General features: G+C 70.1%; 6 protein-coding genes. 4 read left to right on the top strand and 2 right to left on the bottom strand.

The annotated features are described in order from the left end of the window. Nucleotides 1-61 precede the first annotated feature (61 nt). Complete coding sequence (locus ACFVVM_RS03950) at nucleotides 62-1,984, top strand: acyl-CoA dehydrogenase family protein (protein WP_387612706.1); 1,923 nt, start codon at nucleotides 62-64, stop codon at nucleotides 1,982-1,984. On the opposite strand, the gene ACFVVM_RS03955 is transcribed toward ACFVVM_RS03950, so the two are convergent. Next, on the bottom strand, nucleotides 1,966-3,324 hold the full coding sequence (locus ACFVVM_RS03955) for a cytochrome P450 (RefSeq protein ID WP_387612708.1): 1,359 nt from the start codon (nucleotides 3,322-3,324) through the stop codon (nucleotides 1,966-1,968). The two genes, ACFVVM_RS03950 and ACFVVM_RS03955, sit on opposite strands and share 19 nt — an antisense overlap. A 194-nt stretch (nucleotides 3,325-3,518) precedes the next feature. Between ACFVVM_RS03955 and ACFVVM_RS03960 the strand changes: the two genes are divergently transcribed. The 3 genes from ACFVVM_RS03960 to ACFVVM_RS03970 are packed head-to-tail and all read left to right on the top strand — an operon-like array spanning nucleotide 3,519 to nucleotide 17,961. Next, nucleotides 3,519-14,156, top strand: a complete 10,638-nt coding sequence (locus tag ACFVVM_RS03960; protein ID WP_387612710.1) for an HAD-IIIC family phosphatase — start codon at nucleotides 3,519-3,521, stop codon at nucleotides 14,154-14,156. Continuing rightward, nucleotides 14,153-16,912, top strand: coding sequence for a thioester reductase domain-containing protein (locus ACFVVM_RS03965; RefSeq protein WP_387612712.1), 2,760 nt, complete (start codon nucleotides 14,153-14,155; stop codon nucleotides 16,910-16,912). The genes ACFVVM_RS03960 and ACFVVM_RS03965 overlap by 4 nt, the downstream gene beginning before the upstream one ends. Then, the gene (locus tag ACFVVM_RS03970; protein WP_387612713.1) at nucleotides 16,909-17,961 is read left to right on the top strand and encodes an alpha/beta hydrolase; all 1,053 of its coding nucleotides are present in this window, start codon (nucleotides 16,909-16,911) and stop codon (nucleotides 17,959-17,961) included. Before ACFVVM_RS03965 ends, ACFVVM_RS03970 begins: the two co-directional genes overlap by 4 nt. Here the strand turns inward: ACFVVM_RS03970 and ACFVVM_RS03975 are convergent. Next, nucleotides 17,944-18,933, bottom strand: a complete 990-nt coding sequence (locus ACFVVM_RS03975) for a Gfo/Idh/MocA family protein (RefSeq protein WP_387612714.1) — start codon at nucleotides 18,931-18,933, stop codon at nucleotides 17,944-17,946. The two genes, ACFVVM_RS03970 and ACFVVM_RS03975, sit on opposite strands and share 18 nt — an antisense overlap. Nucleotides 18,934-19,015 lie beyond the last annotated feature (82 nt).

Raw genomic sequence — 19,015 nt, forward strand, 5'->3', positions numbered from 1 at the left:
AAAATGCTACATTCGTGAATGAAGCGTCCGACGAGGCTGGACGCCCGTGTGAGGAGCGACGATGCCCCAGGCCCTGTTCAACCCGAAGAACTGCGACTTCGCCCAGTTCGATCCCGAGACGCGCAGGCTGCTGCGCGCGGTGGTCGACTGGTTCGAGGCCAGGGGTAAGACCCGGCTGGTCACCGACGACCACGAGCGGGTCTGGCTCTCGGACTTCCTGGACTTCGTGAAACGGGAGCGGCTGTTCGCCACCTTCCTCACCCCCGCCGCCGAGGCCGACGGTGATCCGGACAAGCGCTGGGACACCGGGCGCAACGCCACCCTCAGCCAGATCCTCGGCTTCTACGGGATGTCCTACTGGTACGTCTGGCAGGTCACGATCCTCGGCCTCGGCCCGATCTGGCAGAGCAGCAACAGCGCCGCCAAGAAGAAGGCGGCCGCGCAGCTCGATTCCGGGGAGATCTTCGCGTTCGGCCTGTCGGAGAAGGAGCACGGCGCCGACGTGTACTCCACCGACATGATCGTCGACCCGCAGCCCGACGGCGGGTACAGCGCGACCGGCGGCAAGCACTACATCGGCAACGGCAACCTGGCCTCGATGGTGTCGGTGTTCGGGCGCCGCTCGGACAAGCCGATCATCGACAGCGCGAAGGCGTTGACGAGCAAGCCGACCCAGGCAGATTACGAGGGGTATCTGTTCTTCGTCGCCGACAGCCAGCACGAGGCGTACAAGCTGCGGCGCAATGTGGTCAACAGCCAGATCTACGTCGCCGCTTTCGATCTCGAGAACTACCCGGTGGCCGAGGAAGACATCCTGCACCAGGGTGAGGACGCCTTCCACGCCGCCATGAACACGGTCAACGTGGGCAAGTTCAACCTCGGCTTCGGTGCCATCGGCGCCTGCGAGCACGCCTACTACGAGGCGATCAACCACGCCGAGAACCGGATCCTGTTCGGGCACCGGGTGACCGAGTTCCCGCAGGTGCGCTCGCTGATCACCGATTCCTACGCCCGGATCGTCGCGATGAAGCTCTACAGCGAGCGCGCGATCGACTACATGCGCTCGGCCTCGCCGGAGGATCGCCGCTACCTGCTGTTCAACGCCATCGAGAAGATGTCGGTGACGCGGCAGGGGCAGCGGGTCATCGAGGATCTCGCCGATGTGATCGCCGCCCGTGGCTTCGAGAACGACATGTACTTCCCGATCGCGATGACGGCCATGTTCGGCCTGCCGCGCCTCGAGGGCACCGTCCACGTGAACATGGCGCTGTCACTGAAGTTCATGGCCAACTACATGTTCCATCCGGCCGACGCGGGATTGGCGGCGCTGCAGTCGATTCCCGGCGCCTCGGTGGCCTCCGCCGGGGCCACGAGAGCGGTCGCCGGTGCGCTGAGCTGGTCGAGCCGCCGCATCGCGCCGCGCCTCGGCACGGTCGTGAAGCCGCTCGGGGCCGAATTCGCCAGTGCGACTTACGCTCCCGTGCCGACTCGGCGCGACACCGCCGACGACGAATTCCTGTTCCGCCAGGGGCCGAGCAGCGGCCTGGGCCGGATCCGGTTCGAGGATTGGCGACCGGTGTTCGAGGAGTTCGCCGATGTCCCGAACGTGGCGGTGTTCCTGGAGCAGGTGCGCGCCTTGCAGGCATTGCTGGCGGCCGCCGCGCCGACCGCTACGCAGCAGGCCGATGTCGACTTCCTCTTCGCGCTCGGCGAACTGTTCACGGCGGTGCCGTACGCGCAGCTGATCCTGGAGCAGGCGCGGATCGAGGGCACCGACAAGGCCGTACTCGACCAGATCTTCGACGGCTTCGTGCGCGCGTTCTCCGCGAACGCGCTGACCCTGCACAACAAGCCCACCGCCACGCCCGCCCAGCAGCGACGGGCCCTCGACCTGGTCCGCCGTCCGGTCTTCGACCAGTCCCGGTTCGAACGGGTCCTGGCCGAGGCCAGGTCGCTGGCCGGCGCCTACGAGATGAACGCCTGAACGCGGGGAAACAGCGTGATGCGCGCGTTGTCGGCCGGGCTCAGCCCGGTGTGATAGCGGCGCGGAGGTTCGACCGGCCCGGGCACCGTCGCGATGCGGCGGTGCTCGAGCACGGTGCGGAACAGGATGCGGGCCTCGGCCAGGGCGAACTGGGCGCCCAGGCAGCGATGGGCGCCCGCGCCGAAGGTGAGCCAGGAATGCGTGCTCGGCCGGTTGTCGAGGAAGCGTTCCGGGCGGAAGGTCAGCGGGTCCGGATAGTGCCGCTCGGATTCGTGGATGAGCAGGATCGGCACGATGACGATGGCGCCCTTCGGAATCGCCACGCCGTTGATCACGGTGTCGCGCAGGGCCCGGCGCCCGGTGAAGGGTGAGACCGGGCGCAGGCGCATGACCTCGGCGATCACCGCGTCGAGATAGGCGTCCAGGCGCTCGGTGTCGCCGGTGTCGACGGCGGCGTCCACCTCGGCCATGGACTCGGGATGACCGGCGAGCATGGCGGCGATCCAGCCCAGGGTGATGGCGGTGGTCTCGTAGGCGCCGAGCAGGATGCCGCGCATGTTGCGGGCCAGTGCGGCGTCGTCGTGCTGGTCGAGGTCGGTGCCGACATAGCGGGAGAGCACATCGCGGTGGCCGCTCGCGGGGGCCGCGGCCGCAGCGGGCGCGGCGCGCCGGGCGGCGATCTCCTCGATGATGACGGCGTCGACCTCGTTCTGGCGGCGCCGCAGCGGCGGATACGGCAGGGTGGCGCCGCCGATGAGCGGGGTGATCAGGGTGACCGCCAGGAAACCGCGGCTCTCGATCTCGCCGAACCACGCGCTGATCGCCGACTTCAGCCGGTCGCGGCGTTCGGGCGCGACATCGCCGAACACGACACCGAGCAGCACCCCGATGGCCAGGTCGTAGCCGACTTTCAGGAATTCGAACGGTTCGCCGACCGGCCAGTTGGGCAGTTCGCGTTCGACCACCTCGACCATCAGTTCCTCGTAGGAGCGCAGCGCGCCGGACTGGAACGGCGGCGCGAACAGTTTGCGCTCGCGGCGGTGCTCGGCGCCGTCGAGGAAGATCATCGTCTGTTTGCCGAACATGACATCGTGGCTGGAGAAGCGGCTGAGCACCTGCCCGATCGAGAAGTCGTCGTTGTTGGCGAACAGCGCCCGCACATCGCCCATGTCGTGGGTGACCAGCATGGTCGGAAATCCCGGCGGCCTGACCACGAACCGTTCGCCGAGCGCGAGCAGCGGGGAGGTGTGCGTGCCCGGCCGCAGCAGTCCGCCCAGCTGGGCGAGGTCGCGGGTGCGGAGGCGGGGGAGTTCGCGCAGCGATATCGGGGTCTGTGACACTCCGCCATCCTCACCGTTGGAACCACGACTTGCAATCGTGGAATTGTGGCCATAGCAACCGGAGTCGATATTCAGAAGCCCCTAATTACCGGGGCTAACCATGATGGAGTCTATTTCGAAGGTCCGGCAGGCGTGGTCACCTGCCCGCTAGTGTGGGCGCAGTCAGCGGGTTCCACGGTCAGAGGAAGTAGTTCGTGCTCAACACTTTCGTCGAGACATTGTTCGCCCGGGTCCAGAATCGGCCGGCCGAGGTGGTCTATCGATTCTTGGACAATGGGGACGTCGATGGTGTCGTTCGCGAATTGACCTATGCCCAGCTGGGGCGCCGTGCCAGGGCGATCGGCGCGGTCCTGCAGGACTCCGCGCCGCGCCGGGCGCTGCTGCTGTTCCCGGCCGGACCCGAGTTCGCCGAGGCCTTCTTCGGGTGTCTGGCCGCGGGGGTCGTCGCCGTGCCCGCGCCGCTGCCCGAATGGGACAACCGATCGCTGCGCCGACTGCGGCGGATGGTCGCGCACGCCGAGGTCGACGTGGTGCTGGCGCCGCGGCGGGTGGTCGCGGAGTCGGCGGCGCTGAGCGCGGAGATTCCCGAACTGGCGGGACTGCCGGGGCTGGCCACCGACGAGCTGCCCGATGCCGCCGCCCTGCGCTGGCAGGAGCCGGATCTGTCGCCGGACTCGGTGGCCTTCATCCAGTACACCTCCGGTTCGACCAGCGCGCCGCGCGGTGTGGTCCTGACCCACGGCAATCTGCTGCACAATCAGGAGGCGCTCGCCGCCGGTCTCGGGCACGATCGCGCACTGGTGGAGTCCTGGGACGGTGCCCTGTTCGCGAGCTGGCTGCCGATGTATCACGACATGGGCCTGATCGCGCCGCTGCTGCACACGGTGTATCTCGGTGCGAATTCGGTGCTGATGTCGCCGCTGCATTTCCTGCAGCGGCCGGAACGCTGGCTGCAGGCCATTTCCACCTACGGCGCGCACACCAGCGGCGGACCCAATTTCGCCTATGAACTGTGTCTTCGGCGGGTGACCCCGGAACAGATCGATCAGCTCGATCTGAGTCGCTGGCGGGTGGCGTTCAACGGGTCCGAACCGGTCCGGGCCGCGACGGTACGGCGTTTCGCCGACACCTTCGCCCGCGCGGGTTTCCGCGCCGAAGCCCAGCAGCCGGTCTATGGGCTGGCCGAGGCGACATTGATCGTCACCGCGCCGACCACCACCGCGGCGCCGACGATCGTGCCGGGGATCTCCGCGCACGGCAGGGAACTCGTCGGTGTCGGCCCGGCGGCGGCGGGCATGTCGCTCGCGATCGTCGATCCGGGCAGCGGCATCGCCCGCGCCGACGGCGAGGAAGGCGAGATCTGGGTCGCCGGGGACAGCGTGGCGGCGGGGTACTTCCGGGACGAGCAGGCGAGCGCCGAGGTGTTCGGGGCGACCCTGCCCGGCGACGACCGCCGCTTCCTGCGCACCGGTGATCTCGGATTCCTCTCCAGCGGTGAGCTTTTCGTGACCGGTCGACACAAGGATCTGGTCATCGTCGACGGTCGCAACCACTATCCGCAGGACATCGAGGCGACCGTGGAGGCGGCGCACTCCGAGGTGCGCGCGGGCTGTGTAGCGGCCTTCTCCGTGGAGGCCGGTACGGACGGTGAACAGCCGGTCGTCGTGGCCGAGGTGCGTGGCTCCGATCCCGGGGAGCTGGCCGCGGCGGAGGGCGCGATCCGGGCCGCGGTGTCGAGCGAGCACGGGCTGACGCTCGCCGCGGTGCTGTTGATCCGGCCGGGGACCGTGTTCAAGACCAGCAGCGGCAAGATCCAGCGTTCGGCGTGCCGGGCGGCGTATCTGTCCGGTGACGTGCTGGCGTTGCTGGCGGGGCCGATGCGCTCGCCCGAGGACGAGTTCGAGGAGTTCGAGACGGCGGCCGAGGTGCCCGCGGTCGAGGCGCCCGCGGCGGAGTTGTCCGTGGAGGCGGTGCGGTCGTGGCTGGTGCACGCGATCGCCCGGCAGGCACTGCTCGATCCCGAACGGGTCGACATTCATCGTCCGCTGGTCGAATTCGGTTTGGGCTCGGCCGATCTGGTGGAGCTGGTCGTCGACCTGTCCGATTTCGTCGGCCGCTTCATCGACACGAATCTGTTCTTCGACCATCCGACGATCGCGGGTGTGGCCACGGTGCTGGCCGGGGCGGCCGAGGGCGACACCGCCGCACCCGAAGCCGTCGAACCGGAAGCGCGCGACGACGCGGATGACGACGATGCCATCGCGATCATCGCCATGTCCTGTCGATTCCCCGGTGCCGCGGACTCCCCGGAAGCCCTGTGGCGGCTCCTCGACGGCGAGACCGACGGCCTGTCGGAGGTGCCACCGGGCCGCTGGGACATAGACGGCCTCTACGACCCCGATGCGACCACGCCCGGCACCGCCTACACCTTCCGTGGCGGTTATGTCGACGGGATCGACCGCTTCGACGCCGCCTTCTTCGGCATCGGCCCCCGCGAGGCCGCGGTGATGGACCCGCAGCAGCGGATGATGCTGCAGCTGGCCTGGGAGGCGATCGAGCGGTCCGGCCGCGATCCGCGCACCCTGCACGGCAGCGCGACCGGGGTGTATCTGGGCGTGTACAGCACCGGCTATCTGGCCGACCCGGCGCCCGACCAACTGAACGGCCAAGTGGGAACCGGTCTTTCGCCCAGCGTGGCCTCCGGTCGCATCTCCTACACACTGGGTCTGCACGGGCCCGCGGTCACCCTCGACACCGCCTGTTCGTCCTCGATCGTCGCGATGCACCTGGCCATGCAGGCGCTGCGCGCGGGGGAGTGCGAGATGGCGCTGGCGGGCGGGGCGACCTTGCTGATGTCGCCGGTCGCCCATATCGAGCTGTGCAAGCTGGGCGTGTTGTCGCCGCGGGGCCGCTGCGCGCCGTTCTCCGCCGAGGCGGACGGGACGGTGTGGGCCGAGGGCGCCGGGCTGGTGCTGTTGAAGCGGCTCGGTGACGCGCGTCGCGACGGGGACCGGGTGCTTGCGGTCGTGCGCGGCTCGGCGGTCAACCAGGACGGTCGCAGTCAGGGGCTGAGCGCTCCCAACGGCGCCGCACAGGAGCAGGTGTTGCGTTCGGCGCTGCGAGCCTCGGGGCTGGCGCCGCACGACATCGACTACGTGGAGGCGCACGGGACCGGGACGGCGCTCGGCGATCCGATCGAGGCGCGGGCACTGGCCCGGGTCTTCGGGCCGGGACGCGATCCGGCGCGGCCGTTGGGTATCGGCTCGCTGAAATCCCATGTGGGACATACGCAGGCAGCCGCGGGCGTGGCCAGCGTGATCAAACTGGTGCTCGCATTGCAGCACGAACGGATTCCGGCCACCTTGAACGCGACGGAGCCCTCACCTCACGTCGACTGGGCGCGCAGCGGGGTGGCCGTGCACGCGCAGGCGGGGGAGTGGGAGCGCGGTGATCGTCCGCGCCGGGCCGGTGTGAGTGCCTTCGGGCTGAGCGGAACGAACGCGCACCTGATTCTCGAGGAAGCGCCGCCGACCGCGGTCGAGGAGGCCGAGCCCGCCGCCGGTGGCGTGTCGCTGCTGCCGATCTCGGCGCGCAGCGAGGCGTCGGTGCACGGGCAGGCGAAACGTTTGCTCGCGCTGGTCGAGGCCGATGTTCGGCTGGAGCCGGGACAGGTGTCGCGCGCCTTGGCGGTGCAGCGCAGCCAGTTCGAGCGCCGGGCGGTGGTGGTTGCCGCCGATCGTGACGGCATGGTCGCCGCGCTGGGTGATCTGGTGCACGGCCGGTCCTCGGCGGATGTGGTGGTCGGTGCCGGGCCGGTGCTGACCAATGCCAAGACGGCCTTCGTCTTTCCCGGGCAGGGCATGCAGTGGGTCGGCATGGCGTGCGATCTGCTCGTGTCCAGCGCGGACTTCCGGGCGGAATTCGAGCTGTGCGACAAGGCATTCGGCGCGCACATCGGGTGGTCGCTGGTGGACCGACTCACCACTCTGAGTGCCGAGGATCTCTTCGATTTCCCCGTCGTGCAGCCGCTGCTGTTCGCGACCATGGCCGCGCTGGCCGCCACCTGGCGCGCGGCCGGGGTCGGCCCGGACGCGGTGCTCGGGCACAGTCAGGGCGAGATCGCGGCCGCCTATTGCGCCGGGGTGCTCACCCTGGACGACGCGGTGCGGATCGTCGTCACCCGCAGCCGTCTCATGCAGGCCATCGACGAACCGGCGGCCATGGCGATGATCGGCCTGCCCGAAGCCGAGGTCGCCACGCGGCTGCGCGCGTTCGACGGGCGGGTGTCGATCGCGGCGGTCAATGTCCGGCGGTCCACGATCGTGGCGGGTGAGCAGGCCGCGGTGACGGAATTGCTGGCCGAGCTGGACCGGGCGGGGATCTACACGCGGCTTGGCGCGTCGGGTCCCGGACTCGCCGGGCACTGCGGATTGATCGAGGTCATCCGCGAGCCGCTGACCGATCAGCTGGCCGATCTGACCACGGCGGTGCCCACCGTGCCGTGGTACTCGACGGTGACCGGTGAACCGGTGACAGAGGCGCCCGCCGGGCCCGACTACTGGTACCGCAACGCCCGCGAGACCGTGCGATTCGCGGCCACCGTCGAGCGACTGATCGCCGACGGGTTCCGGTATTTCGTCGAACTCGGCATGCACCCGTCGCTGACGGCGGCGGTGAAAACGGTCGCCGACGAGCTGGACCGCGAGGTCATCGCGGTCGGCTCGCTGGTCCGCGACGAGGACGGACCGACCGCCTTGGCCAGGGCCCAGGCCGCGCTGTACGTCGCCGGGCACGATCTCGACTGGTCCCGGCTCGTGCCCGAACGCGGACGGGTCGACCTGCCCACCTACGCCTTCGACGAGCGTCGCTTCTGGACCGAGGGCGCCAACCGCGACACCGGGTCGCTCGGCCTCGACGATGTCACCCATCCGGTGCTGGGTGCCGCTGTGCCGCAGCCGGATTCGGGTGGAGTATCGCTCACCGGCCGGATCTCGCGCGCACAGCAACCGTGGGTCGTCGACCACGCGGGACCGAATGTGGTCCTGGTACCCGGTGCGGCCCTGGTCGAATGGGCGGTCCGGGCCGGCGACGAGGTGGACTGCCCAGTGGTGCGCGAGCTGGTGCTGCGTGCGCCGCTGCTGGTGCCCGAGCAAGGGTCCGTGCAGATCCAGGTCGTGGTCGGTGGGGCCGATGCGGATCACTGCCGTACGGTGCGGATCTTCGCTCGACCCGAGAGCGAACCGGATGCGCGGTGGATGTTGCACGCCGAGGGAATCCTGGCCGAGGAGCTCGACTACTCGGTGGCGCAGGGCAGCTCGTCCGCTAGTGCGCCGGCGTCCGGTCACGGCTCGACCGATGACGACGATGCCACGCTCGACAGGGTTGGCGGGGTTGCCTCCGGCCGCGTGAACGGCCTCGATCCGGACAGCAGGGCGGGGGCCTTCGGACCCGGACACACGATCGATGGCGTGCCCAGCCGCTTGTCGGGCGGTGCCCGGCCCGACTACTCCGCGGCCATTGGGGCGCCGCGGCCTCCGGCCGGCGTCGGCGGGTTGCGCGGTGTGGCGCGCCACGACGGAGCCGTGCACGATGCGATGCCGATGCACGCCTGGCCTCCTGTCGGGGCCGTCGCCGTCGATATCGACGAGCTGTACAGCCGACTGTTCGCCCGTGGCCACCATTACGGGCCCGTGTTTCGGGCGATGCGGGCTGCGTGGCGCCGGGATGACGAGATCTTCGTCGAAGTCGAACTGGTCGAGTCCGCACACGGCGATGCCGCCGAGTTCGGGATCCATCCGGCGCTGCTCGACGCTGCCCTGCACGCGACCGCGCTGTTCGCCGACGAGGGCGAACACGCTCTGCTGCCGTTCGTCTGGTCCGATGTGGCGCTGTCGGCCACCGGTGCCACCGTGCTGCGCGTCCGGCTCGCCCGTTCCGGCGCCGATACGGTCACCATGTCCGCGACCGACCGTACCGGGCAGCCGGTCGTGTCGGTGGGGTCGTTGCTCCTGCGTCCGGTCGACCCCACGCAATGGCAGGCCGCCGAACTCGCCCCTGCGCATCGCCGTCTGTTCCAGGTGCAGTGGACCCCGTTGCGCGTCGCCACAGCACCCGGTGCGCACAGCATCGGCGACTGGAACGCCACCGAACCCGGAACGACCGACGTCGTCATCCTGACTGTCCCCCAAGGCAATTCGCCGACAGAAGTACACGACACCTCGCAGGGTGTCCTCGCCGCACTGCAGAACTTCCTCGGCGACAGCCGCTTCGAAGCAACGACCCTGGTCTTGCACACGCGAGACGCGGTCCACCTAGCCGGCTCCACCTCGGCGGTGCCGGGTGTCGCCGTGAGTGCGTCGGGCGCAGTCCGTTCCGCTGCGGCAGGTACAGGCGGGTTGCCCGGGGGTGTCGCGGACGACGCCCGCGCTGGCACGCGGGGAGCGTCGAATGACGTGGGGGACCACGCCCGCTCGAGTGCGGGCGCTGCCCAGGGTTGTTCCGCGAACACGCGCGCGACGCAGCCCGACGTGGTCGGTCCGCGCGCGACCGCCGTGGTGAGTCATGCGGAAGATTCCGGGATCGGCGCGGTGGGCGCGCCTGTGGCCCGCGATGCGGTGGGCGGTGTGGGGCCTGATCCGGTCGGTGCGGTGGTGTGGGGGTTGGTGCGGTCGGCGCAATCGGAGAATCCGGGGCGGATTGTGCTGGTGGACAGTGCTGACGCGGAGGTGGACTTCGCGGCCGTTCTCGCTGCCGGGGAGCAGCAGGTGGCCGTGCGGGAGGGCCTGGCGTTCGTGCCCAGGTTGGCTCGGCTGTCCGAAGGGCCGGCTCCGGAGCGGCGGGTATCGCTCGGTGACGGTGCCGTGTTGGTGACCGGGGCGCCGGGGCGCCTCGGGTCCGCGCTCGCCCGGCATCTGGCCGACGCTTACGGGGTGCGGGATCTGGTGCTGGTCAGCCGACGTGGCATCGACGGACCCGGCGGCACGGAGTTGCGGGACGATCTCGAGCGGCGTGGGGTGCGGGTGCGGTTCGCCGCGTGCGACATCACCGATCGGTCGGCGCTGGCCGAACTGCTGGACGGATTGCCGCTGGCGGGTGTGGTTCACGCGGCCTGTGTCCTCGATGACGCCACGATCGGCTCGCTCACCCCGGACCAGCTCACTGCGGTCCTTCGTCCGAAAGTCGATGCGGCGCAACATCTGCACGAGTTGACGGCCGACCGTGACCTGTCGATCTTCGTCCTGTTCTCCGCGGCGGGCGGCCTGTTCGGTACACCGGGTCAGGCGAACTACGCGGCGGCGAACGCCTATCTCGACGCGCTCGCCGTCCATCGCCGGTCACTCGGGCTGCCCGCGCAATCGCTGGCCTGGGGCGCCTGGGAAGTCGACATGCACGAGCACATGGCCGAGGCCGATATCCGGCGCATCGCCCGCGCGGGCGTGCGGGCCTTCTCGGTGCCCGAGGGGATGGCCTGCTTCGATGCCGCACTGGCACAGGGTGATCCGATGCTGGTCCCGCTGCTGCTCGACACCGAGGTCCTGCGCCGCTCGCCCGCGGTGCCGCCGCTGCTGCGCGGGCTCGTGCGCCGGGTTCCGCGGCGGGCCGTGGCCGATCACGCGGCGGTCGATCCCGCGACGGGATCGGCGTTCGCGCGAGAGCTTCGAGCGCTCCCGCGAGCAGAGGCGATCACCGTGGTCACCGCGGCCGTCGCCGGATGGACCGGGGAAGTGCTCGGGCACACGGGCACCGCGACCGTCGCGGCCGAGGAGACCTTCCAGAGTCTCGGTCTCGACTCGTTGATGGCGGTCGAACTGCGCAACAAGGTGCGCGAGCACACCGGGATCGCGGTGCCGCTCGGCACGATCCTGGCCGAACAGAACCTCACCGATCTCGCGGCCTATCTGGTCGACGAGGTCGCGCGGCAGGACTCCGGCTCGACCGAGACCCTCGCCCTCGACGTACCCGAGGTCGAAGTGCTGCCGGTGACCAGGGACATGATGCGGCTGCTCCGGACCGAACAGCTCGGTATCCCGAGCGCCGCGCAGACCGGTGGTGTCGCGGTGCGGCTGCGCACGCGGGTCACCCGGCCGGACCTCGAGCAGGCGGTGGCCCGGCTGGCTCGCCGACATGCTGCCCTGCGCACCGCGATTCGGCCCAGTGACGAGCACGGCCGCCAGCTCGAAATCCATCGCGAAGCCGCGCTGTCGATCGACTGGCGTGCCCTCGACCACCTCGATGACGCTGCCGCCGAGGCCGAGTTCCGCGACCTGATGGCCGTACCCTTCGACGTGGCGACCGGACCACTGTGGCGCTTCGCGCTGCTCGATGCCGAATCCGCCGACCAGGTCCTGCTTTTCGGCGCGCACCACGCGATGAGCGATGTGCAGTCGATGCTGCTGGTCGCGGGCGAACTCGTGGCGGAACTGTCCGGCATCGGCCTCGACGACACGGTGACCAACCGCGACCTGCACCAGCTGCTCGCCGCCCAGCCGGCCAGGCGCGACGACAACGCGGTCGCCCGATGGCGGGCCGCGTTCGCCGGTGCGCAGCGGCTCGAATTGACGCTGGCACAGCCGCGTCCGGCCGAGCGCGGTTACGGTGCCGGTGCGCTCGCGCTGGACATGCCGCAGGGTCTGCACGATCGGGTGGCCGAGCGGGCACGGGAACTCGGCATCACCCCGGCCGCGGTGTTCCTCGGCGCGCTCACCGTCACTCTCGCGCGCAGGCAGCAGGTCGACCGGTTCGCCGTGGCCGTCCCCGTGGACACCCGGATGCACGCCGACGCGACCGATGCGGTCGGGTATTTCGGTGTGCCCGTGCCCTTCCCGGCCGCCGTGGAAACCGGTGATCTCGTCGCCGACGTGCTGCGCCGCACCGGCGACCGCCTGCGCAACCTGCTCGCGCCGGGCGCGGGCTTCGCCGAGGTGATCGCCGCGCTCGCCGGGGAGGGTCTCGCCCGCGACAACGCGCCGCTGGTGGAGGTGTACTTCAACTACCTGCGCGCCAACTCGGCGGTCGGCCGGGCCGAGATCGTCCCGGTGAGCACCGGCTACTCCGACCTCGACCTCATGATCGCGGTGCTCCCCGACACCGGGCAGGTCTGGTTCACCTACAACACCGACATCATCGACGCGCGAACCTGCGCCGACTTCGGGACGGACTATCTGGCGGTGGTCGAAGCCGCCGTCGCCGATCCCGGCGCCGCTGTCCGCGCCGAAACGACTGGGCCGCAGGATGTTTCGGGAGTCCGGGCGGCGGTCGCGGCGACTTTCGCCCTCGGCAGGCTGCCCGAACTGCTGGTCGCCGCGTCACCGGCGAGCGCGATCTCCGTCGCGGAGGCGCCGTACCACCACGTACTGGCATGCTTGCGCGACCCGTCGGGCGTGTTCGCGCAGCCGTCGACCACACTCGGTGTCGTGCTGGTGCGGGCGGCGGATCTGGAGCGCTTCGGCGAGGTCACCGACGAGGTCCTCGCCGAGCTGGCCGTCGAGTTCCCCACAGTGATCAAGGGCGTCGTCGAGCGTACGGGTCGGCCGATCATCGTCGGCGTGGCGCCGACGCGGCAAGCCGCGGATCGGTTGCTCGCCTGGGAGCGGACCCTTGTCGAGAACCTGCGCGATGTTCCCGGTGTCGCCGTGCTCGAATCGGGAGAGTGGACGCGCCTGCACGCGGTGGCCGATCCATTCGACGAGCGCACCGAAGTCCTGGCGCACCTGCCCTTCACGCCGGAGTTCCAGGCCGCCATCGCCCTGACCCTCGCTGCCACCGTCACGGCCATCTCCGAACCCTCGCCGAAGGTCATCGCGGTGGATGGGGACGACACGCTGTGGAGTGGGATCGCGGGTGAGATCGGTGCTGCCGGAGTCGAATTCGACGCGACGCGTCGCGAGCTGGCACGGCGGCTGCGCCAGTGGCGCGCGGCGGGGACGTTGCTCGTGCTGGTGAGCAACAACGACGAGGACACCGTCCGGGCGATCCTGGACCGGTCGGACAGTCCGCTGGGCCAGGCGGACTTCGCCGCCGTCTCGGCGGGCTGGGACGGAAAACCGGACCGGTTGGAGAATATCGCCCACACGCTGGGTCTCGGCCTGGACACCTTCTGCTTCCTCGACGACAACCCCGTCGAGGTGGCGCGAATGCGTGCGCAGCTGCCCGAGGTGCTGTCGGTGACCTGCCCACCCGCCGACGCACTCGAATCGTTCCTCACGCGCCTCTGGCCAATGGTCCCGCTCGCGGTGACCACCGAGGATCGCCTGCGCGCCGACTTCTATCGGCAGGAGTCCGACCGCGATCATGCCCGTGCCGCACTGGAATTCGAGGAGTTCCTCGACCAGCTGGGCCTGGAAGTCGATATCGAGCCGCTGACCGAAGACACCCTGACGCGAGCACGCCAACTCGTGCGCCGGACCACCCAATTCACTCTGGGCGCTGTCACCGCCGAGGACCTCGACCGGTGGCACGAGCACGGCGAGGTGTGGACCGCCACGGCGCGCGACCGCTTCGGCGACTACGGCCTCATCTCCGTACTCGCCCTGCACGCCGACGGCGACGCGCTCCGGATCACCGGCTGGCAACTCAGCTGCCGAGCCCTCGCCCGCGGTGTCGAAGAACGCCTCCTCCAGTGGGTCGCCGACCGCGCCGACGCCCTCGGCTGCTCGACGGTCCACCTGTCGGTCGACCACACCGCCCGCAACGAACCCGCCCGCCGCTTGGCCGCCCGCCTCCAAGACAGCTCGATCAGTGCAGGGCCGCAGGAAGTGACGACCACACCGAACCGATTGCGCGAGTTCAGGTCCTGGCACACCACCGCGAACACCGAGGAGGTGACCGGGTGACCGATCCCGACGAACCGACAACCGTCCGCAACCCGTCCGTCGACCGGCGCGCCCGAGGAGAATCCCTCGAACGCGCAACCGCGGGTATGGACATCGCGTCGCTGCTGTCCCGCGTCGGCGTCACGAGCACGGGTGGTCCGGCCGGCGAGCTCATCGAACCCACGGCTCGGCCACACGTGGAGAACGAACACGACGCGTCGCCGACACCCGGCGGGACCGATCAGCGGGGCGAAGGCAAGTCGTCCCGGTCGCGCGAGAACGGCGACTCGCCGCAGTCCGGCTCCGTGGATGGTGGCGAGAACGATCCGGGTCGCGCACCGGCGGTGACAGTCGGCGCGGCCTCCGGACCGATCGAAACGCGGCGCGGCGGAGCGTGGCCCGCAGCCGCTGACGCGATCGATGCCGCTCGGGCGGACAGCGGCGGCAAGGCGGCTGCCACCGACCTCGAGGCAGTGGTCGCTGCTGTCACCGCGGTCGCGAATCTGTTCAGCACGAAATCCCTCGATGCCGACACCGACTTCTTCGACGCGGGCGGTAGTTCCATCGCCGCGGTGGAATTCGTCGCGGCCCTGGCGCGCGACCTGAACATCCACCTCGACCTGGACACCGTCTTCTTCGACGCGCGACCACGCAGGCTCGCCCGACGCTGGCTGGCCGAGCATCCGGAGTACGTCGCGCCGCGAGCCGAAAGCAACGGCTCCGAAAGTGCCACGTCGGGGCGAGGGACCGGCGTCGCGGTAGGCGGAGTGGTCGTCGCTAGGGCACAGTCGACCGCGGATACGGCGGATGGTTTCTCGTCGCCGTCGCCGTCGCCGTCGCCGTCGCCGTCGCTACTGATCGCCGGGTCAGTCGGGACGACCGGCACGTGGTCGGGGGCCTCAGCCTCAGAACCGGTAGCGGGTGGCGATACGGGCGCTTCGGCGCCGACGGGCTCGGTGCGTCGAGATGCGGACGCCGATACCGATGACCTGGCGCAACTCTTCGCCGACCTGGCTGGGGCCGACCGGCTCCCGGTGGTGGCGGCGCCCGAGCGCATTGCCCCGCGCCGCATCCTGCTGACCGGGGCGACCGGATTCCTCGGCAGCCATCTGCTGCTGGACCTGTTGCGGCACAGCGATGCGCACGTCATCTGTCTGGTGCGCGCCGAGGACGATGCCGCCGCGACCCGACGGCTCGAACAGGCTGTTCGTGGCTACGCACTGCCCTGGTCGCGGGAGGTGCTGCGGCGGGTGACGCCGCTCGCGGGTGATCTGCGCGAGCCACGGCTGGGATTGACGGCGCAACGTTGGGATTCCCTTGCCGCCGAGGTCGATTCGATCGTCAACGCGGGCGCCGCGGTGGACTTCCTACGCGGCTACCCCTCCCTGCGCCGGACCAACGTGCTCGGCCCGCTGACGCTCGCCGAACTGGCCTGCACCACCCGACCCAAACCGTTGCACCACATCTCCTCGCTCGCGGTCTTCAACGGGTCCGACGCCACCACGCTGGGCGAGGAGACACCGACCGCGAACGTCGCGACGCTGCCGATCGGGTACGACCGCTCGAAGTGGGCCGCCGAAGCCATCCTGCGCCGAGCGGGCGAGCACGGCGTCGTGGTGACGGTGCTGCGGCCCGGTGGGATCGGCAGTCATCCGGAGACCGGCGCGCACAACCCACGCGACCTCAATACCGGCATCACCGCCGCACTCCTGCGGTTCCGCACCGTGCCGGGATTCCGGTATCTCAATGCGGCACCCGTGGATTGGGTGAGCCGGGTCGCCGCGCAGGTCGTCACCACGCCCGCCGCGTGGGGCCACACCTACCACCTGACCGGGCCACCGACCACCCTCGACCGGATCGTCGCCGAAACCACACTGGGCGGCATGGGGATTCGCGTGCAGCACTGGGAACAGTGGTGCACCGACGTGGTGCGTGCCATCAAGGAAGGACCGGTGCCGGAACTGGAATCGCTGGCCCAGCTGCTCCAGAGCCCGGCCGCCCGCCGCCAGCTGGCCGCCATGGTGGACACCCCACCCGCCTCGGCCACCCGCACCGACGCCTTCGTCGCCGCGAACGGCCTGCCGCGGCCGAGCACCTCCGGCCCCGCCCGCGGGCGCATGCTCGAGGCGCTGGCCGCGATGGGCGCATCGGGCGAGCAACCGTACCTGCGGTTCAACGAAACACTCTCCGGCACAGTCGGACCCAGCGGCACCGAGGCCGACATCCCGTGCGATCTTCGGCTGACCCTGTCCGTCGCCAGCAGCGCCCAGGTGTTCACCGCGCGAACCCTCGACGTGACTGGCGAACTCACCTGCGCCGCACTGCACGACGAGCCGCTCACCGTCACCGGCACCGCCACGGTCCGTCCGCACGAGGGCATTCCCCTGCGCGACGAACTGCGGCATCCGATCATGCGTTATCAACTGACACTGCGTGATTCCACCGGCGCCACCTGGTGGCTGACCGGCTATAAGTTCGCCGCCGCGCGCCGCCGCCTGATCCGCCAGCTCGGCACCCAGGTGATCGAGATCGGCCGCCCCGGCGAACCCGCCGCCTACACCGGCGAGGTCGCGGTGCCGACGCACACCTACCTGCCCGACCAGATCGACGGCATCGAAGTCGACCCGCGCCTGCCCGAACGCCAGCAGCGGCTCGCGAAACTGGTGTGGCTGAGCTGGTTCGGCGGCCAACTGGGCAAGAGCCTGATGGAACCGGTACTGCGCGTCGGCATCGATCTGCTCGACCTGCGCCGTGCCCTGCGGAAGGACCGCCGATGACCACCACCGAACCCGAGGTGCTCACCTTCCGCACCGCCGATGGCCTCGACCTGCGCCTGCGCCGGGTCGGTCCGGCCGACGGGCCCGCGGTGCTGCTGGTGCACGGGCAGGGCGTGTCCTCGGAGATGTTCTCGCTCACCGAGATCCGGAACGTGACCCAGGTGTTCGCCGACGCGGGCTACCAATCGTGGCTGCTCGACTGGCGCGGTAGCTCCCGCCTGCCGTACAACGAATCCGGTCCGCCCTACTCTCTCGACGACGTCGCCCTCTACGACCTGCCCGCCGCCCTCGCCGAGGTCAGGGCGCACATCGGTGACCGACCGCTGTTCGTGGTGGCGCACTGCATCGGCGCGCTGGCGGTGGCACAGAGCCTGACCGCGGGCCTGCTGCCCGGCCTGGCCGGTGTGGTGGCTCAGGGCGTCTTTCTCACCCCGAAGGTCAGCACGTCGACGCGAGTGCGGGTACTGCTCGGCAGCGAACTGATCGGATCACGGGTGAACCACCTCGAATCCGACTTCCGCAAGGTCGGACTGTGGTCACGACGCACCCTGCTCTACGCCGCCCTGTCGCGCAAGGGCGAATGCCCCGACCCCACCTGCCGCATGGTCCACCACGGCTGGGGGATGGGTGCGGAACTGTTCGAACACGACCATCTCGACGCCCGCACCCACGACCGGTTGGCCGAGCTGTTCGGCACGATCTCCCTCGCCCCGCTCGCGCACCTGCGGCAGATGGAACTCGCCCACGCCGTCGTGCGCTGGAACCTCGACGACGACCGCTATCAGGCCCTCCCGGCGAACGCGCTCGACCACGCCGACCGGATCGACTGCCCGGTACTGCTGCTGTCGGGCAGCCGCAATGCCGCCTGGCTCGACTCGAACAGGCTCTGCCACGAGGTGCTGGCGGCGCGCAATCCGGAGCTGGACGTCCGATACGTCGAGATCCCCTCCTACGGGCACCTCGACACCTTCATCGGCCGTGGCGCGGCACTGGACGTGTTCGGCCACCTCGTCGACTTCCTCGACGAGCACTCAGCGGGGCAGGCGTAATGGCAGCCCGGCGGCCAGGTAGATGTCATCGATGACCCGCATCGTGTCGACGGCATCGGCGGGCGTGGTCGCGACCGGCTCGCCACGCAGCACCGCCCCGGCGAAGGCGTCGAGTTGGTAGTCGTAGGAGGTGCGGCGGTCGAACCGGCGCACCCGCCTGCCGCGCTCGGACCGCACGATCAGCAGATGACCCAGGTGCGGCACCACCGGATTGACCAGCCGCATCCGGCCCCGCTCGCCGACCACGGTGGCGCCGATGCGCAGCACATCCGACGACCACATCGAGCACCGGATCCGGCCGGTGTGCCCGGCCGGGAACCGCAGCTCGGCGGTCATCGCCCGGTCGATTCGCGGATCACGCAGTTTCGCCTGTGCCGTGACCACCTCGGGGGTGTCGCCGCCGAGTACACGCGCCATGTGCACGGCGTAGCAGCCCGCGTCCATGAGGGCGCCGCCCGCGAGGTCGTAGTCGTAGCGGATGTCGGAGAACCGCGGCAGTGGAAACGACAGTGCCGCTTCCACTCTCAGCAAGGTGCCCAGTTCGCCGGAGGCGATGACCTCCTCGGCGGCCGTCATCAGCGGGTGATAGCGATAGTGGAACGCCTCCATCACCACCCGCCCGGAATCCTCGGCCAGCGCGGTGATCTCGCGCGCCTCCTCGGCATTGGCGGTGAACGGCTTCTCGCACAGCACGTGCTTGCCCGCCGCGAGCGCGGCACGGGTCCAGCGACCGTGCAGCCCGTTGGGCAGCGGGATGTAGACGGCGTCGAGATCGGGCGCCTCGACCAGTTCGGCATAGCTGCCGTACACCTGCCCGATCCCGTGCTTGTCGGCGAAGCGCTGCGCGCGCGACCGGTCCCTGGCCGCGACCGCGCCGACCACGACCGCCGGATGCCGGGCGGCCGGTCCGATCACCGAGGCGGGGGCGATGCGGGCGGCACCGAGGATTCCGAGGCGCAATTCGTCGGTCACCCACCGACCGTAACACCGGCGTCCGACCGAGGCGGCGGCCGCGAATCCGACCAAGGCACGAACACACCCGATCACGAACGGA

It is taken from the genome of Nocardia sp. NPDC058176, assembly GCF_042883805.1.
GTDB lineage: Bacteria > Actinomycetota > Actinomycetes > Mycobacteriales > Mycobacteriaceae > Nocardia.